Origin of the sequence: Cedecea sp., from assembly GCF_036500665.1 — a bacterium.
GTDB lineage: Bacteria > Pseudomonadota > Gammaproteobacteria > Enterobacterales > Enterobacteriaceae > Cedecea.
On sequence record NZ_DASYBS010000046.1, the window covers coordinates 1 to 5008 of the forward strand.

General features: G+C 50.6%; 5 protein-coding genes. 4 read left to right on the plus strand and 1 reads right to left on the minus strand.

Annotation, left to right across the window (positions count from 1 at the left end):
* Positions 1-21 precede the first annotated feature (21 nt).
* From treR to VGM55_RS07580, 4 genes are all read left to right on the plus strand, one after another.
* Positions 22-969, plus strand: coding sequence for a trehalose operon repressor TreR (gene treR, locus VGM55_RS07565; protein WP_261163401.1), 948 nt, complete (start codon positions 22-24; stop codon positions 967-969).
* A gap of 297 nt (positions 970-1266) precedes the next feature.
* Positions 1267-2403 carry a tail fiber domain-containing protein gene (locus VGM55_RS07570; protein ID WP_331635131.1) on the plus strand — a complete coding sequence of 379 codons (1137 nt, stop codon included), beginning with the start codon at positions 1267-1269 and terminating at the stop codon, positions 2401-2403.
* 99 nt (positions 2404-2502) lie between these two features.
* The gene (locus VGM55_RS07575; protein ID WP_261163403.1) at positions 2503-4473 is read left to right on the plus strand and encodes an S-type pyocin domain-containing protein; all 1971 of its coding nucleotides are present in this window, start codon (positions 2503-2505) and stop codon (positions 4471-4473) included.
* Positions 4470-4742 (plus strand): colicin immunity domain-containing protein, encoded by a 273-nt coding sequence (locus VGM55_RS07580; protein WP_261096745.1) that lies wholly within the window; start codon positions 4470-4472, stop codon positions 4740-4742. The genes VGM55_RS07575 and VGM55_RS07580 overlap by 4 nt, the downstream gene beginning before the upstream one ends.
* A gap of 86 nt (positions 4743-4828) precedes the next feature.
* Here VGM55_RS07580 and VGM55_RS07585 read toward each other — a convergent pair.
* Positions 4829-5008: Exc2 family lipoprotein (locus tag VGM55_RS07585; RefSeq protein WP_331635133.1), on the minus strand; the 180-nt coding region annotated here is incomplete at its 5' end.

Here is a 5008-nt window from a genome sequence, read left to right on the forward strand (position 1 = left end):
AACCTAAACGACAAGTAAACCATGCAAAACCGGCTGACCATCAAGGACATCGCACGCCTGAGCGGCGTAGGAAAATCCACCGTATCACGGGTGTTGAACAACGAAGGCAGCGTAAGCCCGCAGACCCGCGAACGGGTGGAAGCGGTGATCCGTCAGCAGGGGTTTACCCCGTCCAAATCGGCACGCGCCATGCGCGGCCAGAGCGACAAAGTGGTCGGCATTATCGTTTCCCGTCTCGACTCTCCGTCTGAAAACCAGGCGGTACGCACCATGTTGCCGCTGCTGTATCAGCACGGCTACGACCCGATCGTAATGGAAAGCCAGTTTGAGACCCGGCTGGTGGAAGAGCATTTGCACGTTCTGCAGCAGCGCAACGTCGACGGGGTGATCCTGTTCGGTTTCACCGATCTTACGGCAGCGATGCTCAGCCCGTGGCAGGATAAAATGGTGGTACTGGCGCGCGAATACGAGGGGTTTTCTTCGGTTTGCTACGACGACGACGGCGCGGTACGGCTGCTGATGGATCGCCTGCAACAGCAGGGCCACCGGCATATCGGCTACCTGGGGGTACAACGGTCGGATGCCACCACCGGTATGCGCCGCCACCAGGCCTACCTCGACGCCTGTCGCCAGCAGCAGATTACCCCGAGCGTGGCGCTGGGTGAACTGAGCTATCAGAGCGGTTTCCAACTGGCCGCCTCAGTCATCGATGCCCAGACCACCGCGCTGGTGTGCGCCTCCGACACCATCGCCCTGGGTGCGATCAAATACCTGCAACAGCAGCATATTGCCCCGCTGCAGGTGTGCGGGATCGGTAATACTCCGCTGCTAAACTTCCTGTTCCCCGAAACCTTTTCGGTTGATCTGGGCTACGGCACGGCCGGGCTGCAGGCCGCCCAACAGCTGCTGGGCCAGCTCAGCGGCGAACAGGGCATCCGCCAGATCATCGTGCCAAGCCAACTCGCCTGATAGCGGGGAGTTGTTTACCTCCCCATATCCTTCGGCCTGAAATCCCCTGTTGATGCTCACACCCTGTGAGCGTCAATTCATCGCTATTTTTGTGCCCGCCACCACACAACAAGCGCTAATCGACCTTCTTCACCCAGCCAAGTAAATTACTGTTTATGCACACAGTGCTATCTGTGTGTTTTAGCGGTTTTTCAGCACACGGAATGTGTACCTCCCCAGACCTGCCATTCAGGATCAACGGAGGGTACCGGACGCTGTTAACCATCAGGAAACAGAATGTCGAAAAGGAAGAGAATCATGGCTGAAGAAAAGAAAAATGCTCAGGTGACTAACGGCGTTAATGACGATGTGACTGAGCTGAAATCCCTGACCACCCTGCGTAAACGCATCATCAGTGACGATGAAATTGTGACCAAGGCAGCAAACGGTTTCCGCCTGGCAAACGGCAATACCGGTGTGATGCTGCGTAATGACGGTAAGGATTTTTACGCCCTGACCACGCCAAGCGGCCAGGCACAGGACGGGCAGTGGAACACCCTGCGTCCCTTCTCTTTTAACCTGTCTACCGGCCGGGTATCACTGCGCAATGGTGTGGATGTCTCCGGCGGCGCGATGGTTTCACACAATGCAGGCATCAGTGCAGAGACCATCGGCCCAGACCCTCTCATCCTTGGGCAGACATATAACGCTTCAAGTATCCAAACCAATTTTACCAGCGGCAATGTAACCACCTCCATGATGATGGGCACCCGCCTGACGCCCGGAAAAGAAGAGGTAGGCTTAATTTCCTACCGTGACTGGCAGGGAAACTGGAATGAAATTCAGGTGAAAGGCAGCAGCGAGGTTTCGGTAGGGCAATTGGTTAAACGTAATACCAATGGCTGGATTGTGGCTGAAGGGAACAAGAACGTTAATAACAATGCAGACCGAACCACCTACGGATTACGTCTTCAGGGTCAGGGCGAGCTGTTTGCAGAGCTTTGCCATTATGAACGTATTGGCAAGCACCATTTAATGGCACTCCGCGTTGCCAATGGCGGCGGCGATGGCTGGTATGAATTCCGGGACAAAGGCAATGCGTACACCAACGGGAGTTGGAACAGCAGCTCCGATGCTCGCATGAAAACCGACATCGAAAAAATTGACGGTGCACTGGATAAGCTGGGGAAAATTGGCGGTTATACCTACCTGAAACAGGGCGTTCCGGAAGCCGGGGTCATTGCCCAGGAAGTAGAGAGCGTATTACCTCAATCCGTCACCACCACCGAACTGAAATTAAATGACGGCAGCGTTTTGAAAGACGCCCGCGGAATTAATATCAATGGCGTGGTCGCCCTTCTGGTCGAAGCGTTAAAGGAAGAACGTGAGGCCCGACTTGCGCTGGAATTACGCTTGGCAATGCTGGAAAACTCAGCAACCACAAAACACGATTGATTCTTCGAATGCACTGTAGGCGCACAGCCAAATGAACGCATTTAACTACAACCAGACAGATGCATCTGATAACAGATAAAGAATCAAGGAGATGTTGTTATGCCGGGACCTGCAAGTTACCAAAATGGCTTCCCTTACAATGCTAATGGAGAAATCCGTATTCTCATTACCGGCGGGCCGACTCCGCCTAGCGGGACTATTCCTGCATATCCACCGTCTAATGGCGGTTTGTATGTGTCAATGCTCCCGCCCAATGTGGCACCCGTTTATTTGAAGGACCGAGTGAGTGTTGAGTATGTTCCAGGAAAAGGACGACAATTCACGCCGTATGGGCAACTGGCCCAATTACAAAAGATTTTTGACGACCAGATAGCTGCTGCTAGGAACCGCATAGCAGAACCCGTTGATCAGATTATTGATCGTGTCAATGCGGTTTTCCAGTTGGTGCTTAATACCCACGTGGGTAATGACCCTCATGTTATTAGTTCTGAAAATCTTTTACGTGAAGCGAACCATGGTTTGCAAGTCGCCAATAGTGAAGTGCAACTGTCTGAAGGTAATGTCTCGCAAAAGCATGAAGCAGCAGAGAAAGCACTGAATGACGTCATACCGAAATTAGGCCTATCTGGGTTGGCACCAGAAGATTATGACACATTTCTAACTCAAGTATTCCAACCGGTTTCACGAACCTATTGGGAGGAGTTTTCGGTAAAACCCCGCGTAGAAGAATTTAACGCCAAACAGCGGTTGCTCGCTGCACTGGATAATATAGCTGTCGTTATTCAGGATGTAGTGTCTAAAACAAGCACACTGACGGATGCGGTGAATAAAGTTAAAAAAGAAAGAGCAGATGCAGAAACCAAAGCGAAAGCCGAAGAAATAAGAAAAGCGGAAGAAGCACGGAAGGCCGAAGCAGTACGCAAGGCCGAAGAAGCCAGAAAAGCGTTGTTCGCAAGAGCGGGAATTTTAGACGCCCCGACTTACACCCCTGAAAAAGTTAAAGCGGGCAATACCGCATTGGCAGCAGTAGGGACAATCGTGCTTAACCGTGCTGGCGGCATGGTGCAGTTATCTACGGTGGCTAACAGCGCCATGACGACAGCCAGCGAGTTGGCAGGTTGGGTATCGAGCTCAGTGTGGCGTGGCGTAGCTGAAGTTTCCCGAATATCAACAGTCAGCGCTATAGGTCCGACTGTGGGCGCTTTTGTAGTCGGTTTTTGGCCGCGGAAAGCTGGCGAGGGTAGTGATATAGTACCTGGACGCAACATAGAGATGTTTGCTGCCCAGGCAAGCCTATTTGCCGCCGGGTACTCCCCTGTCCAACCAGAAATGAACGTGGTCGATTTGCCGGTGCGCGGTTTTATTACCATGGGGAACAACGGTCAGCAAGAGGTGATACTGGTTAAAACGGGGGCCGGCGGCGTTTCCGCCAGCGTGCCGGTGCATCGCCCGGTACGTGATAAAGAAACGGGTCTGGATAGAATAGTGTTACCGGCGATGGCCGAGGCGCCATCGAGAACCATCCTGATCAATCCGGTACCTGTAAGGCCTACAGCTCCGCCTCATACCGGCAACGACGCCCCGGTGCCAGTGACGCCGGTGCATACCGGTACTGACATAAAGCAGGCAGATAGTATCGTCACCACCAGCTTTCCGGCGAGCGACCTCCCGCAGTTGCGGGATTTCATTTACTGGCAGCCGGACGCCACTGGCAGCGGCGTAGAAGCGATTTATGTGATGCTAAGTGATCCGCTTGATTCTGGGCGTTTTACACGCAAGCAATTAGACAAGAAATATCTTAAACATGCCCGTGATTTTGGGGTTAGTGATACGAAAAAAAACCGAGAAACATTAACTGAATTCCGTGATGCTATAGATAAACACTTAGCTGATAAAGGAACTATTGAGAAAGGAACTTATTTACTAGTTAAAGATTCTAGGGTATTTTTTAATTCAAGGACTAATAATGTTGTTGTTATTAGTAAAGATAACTCATTTGTTTCTGGGTGGAAATTAGAAAAAAATACCCAGCAATATAAAAATTACATAGAGAAAGGTATACTGAGATGAGTAAAAAACTGATCGACTTTGCAAAAAAGTTCACCACCTCAAGTATTAATGCAAACACTTTCTCCGAGACATATATATTAATGTGGAAGGAAGAAAGAGATACAGGGAAATTAACGATTGATGGCAAAGATGTAGATGAAGCATCCTCTACTATTTTTTGTTTAGCTGACATTTACAATCCTGCACCTGATCGTGATGACTACGAGCTCGATGAAGGTAGTTTAAAGAAAGAAGTAATGGCTACTCTGGAAAAATTCAATTTAATCTAACGTTATCTTTTATAATTTTAATTAATAAGCCCAACAAACACTAGTTTGCTGGGCTTTTAATTAACGCCGTCGTTTTACTCTACCCCTCAAGGCCGGCCGTCATAGCCATCCCAGTAGGTAGCCACGGCGGAATCCAGCAGGATCTGGCGTTGTTTTTGCGGGTTATCCACTGAATATTCCTGATTGATAAATTTCCCTTTCTTCCCCATGTCGCTGAGGAATTCAGGGCTGCGGAAATAGGCTTCCTGCTGCTCTGCCTGCTTGCG

Coding starts and splice junctions, on each gene's coding strand:
- VGM55_RS07580 (WP_261096745.1), top strand. CDS start 4,470: ATGAGTAAAAAACTGATCGACTTTGCAAAAAAGTTCACCACCTCAAGT.
- VGM55_RS07575 (WP_261163403.1), top strand. CDS start 2,503: ATGCCGGGACCTGCAAGTTACCAAAATGGCTTCCCTTACAATGCTAAT.
- VGM55_RS07570 (WP_331635131.1), top strand. CDS start 1,267: ATGGCTGAAGAAAAGAAAAATGCTCAGGTGACTAACGGCGTTAATGAC.
- treR (WP_261163401.1), top strand. CDS start 22: ATGCAAAACCGGCTGACCATCAAGGACATCGCACGCCTGAGCGGCGTA.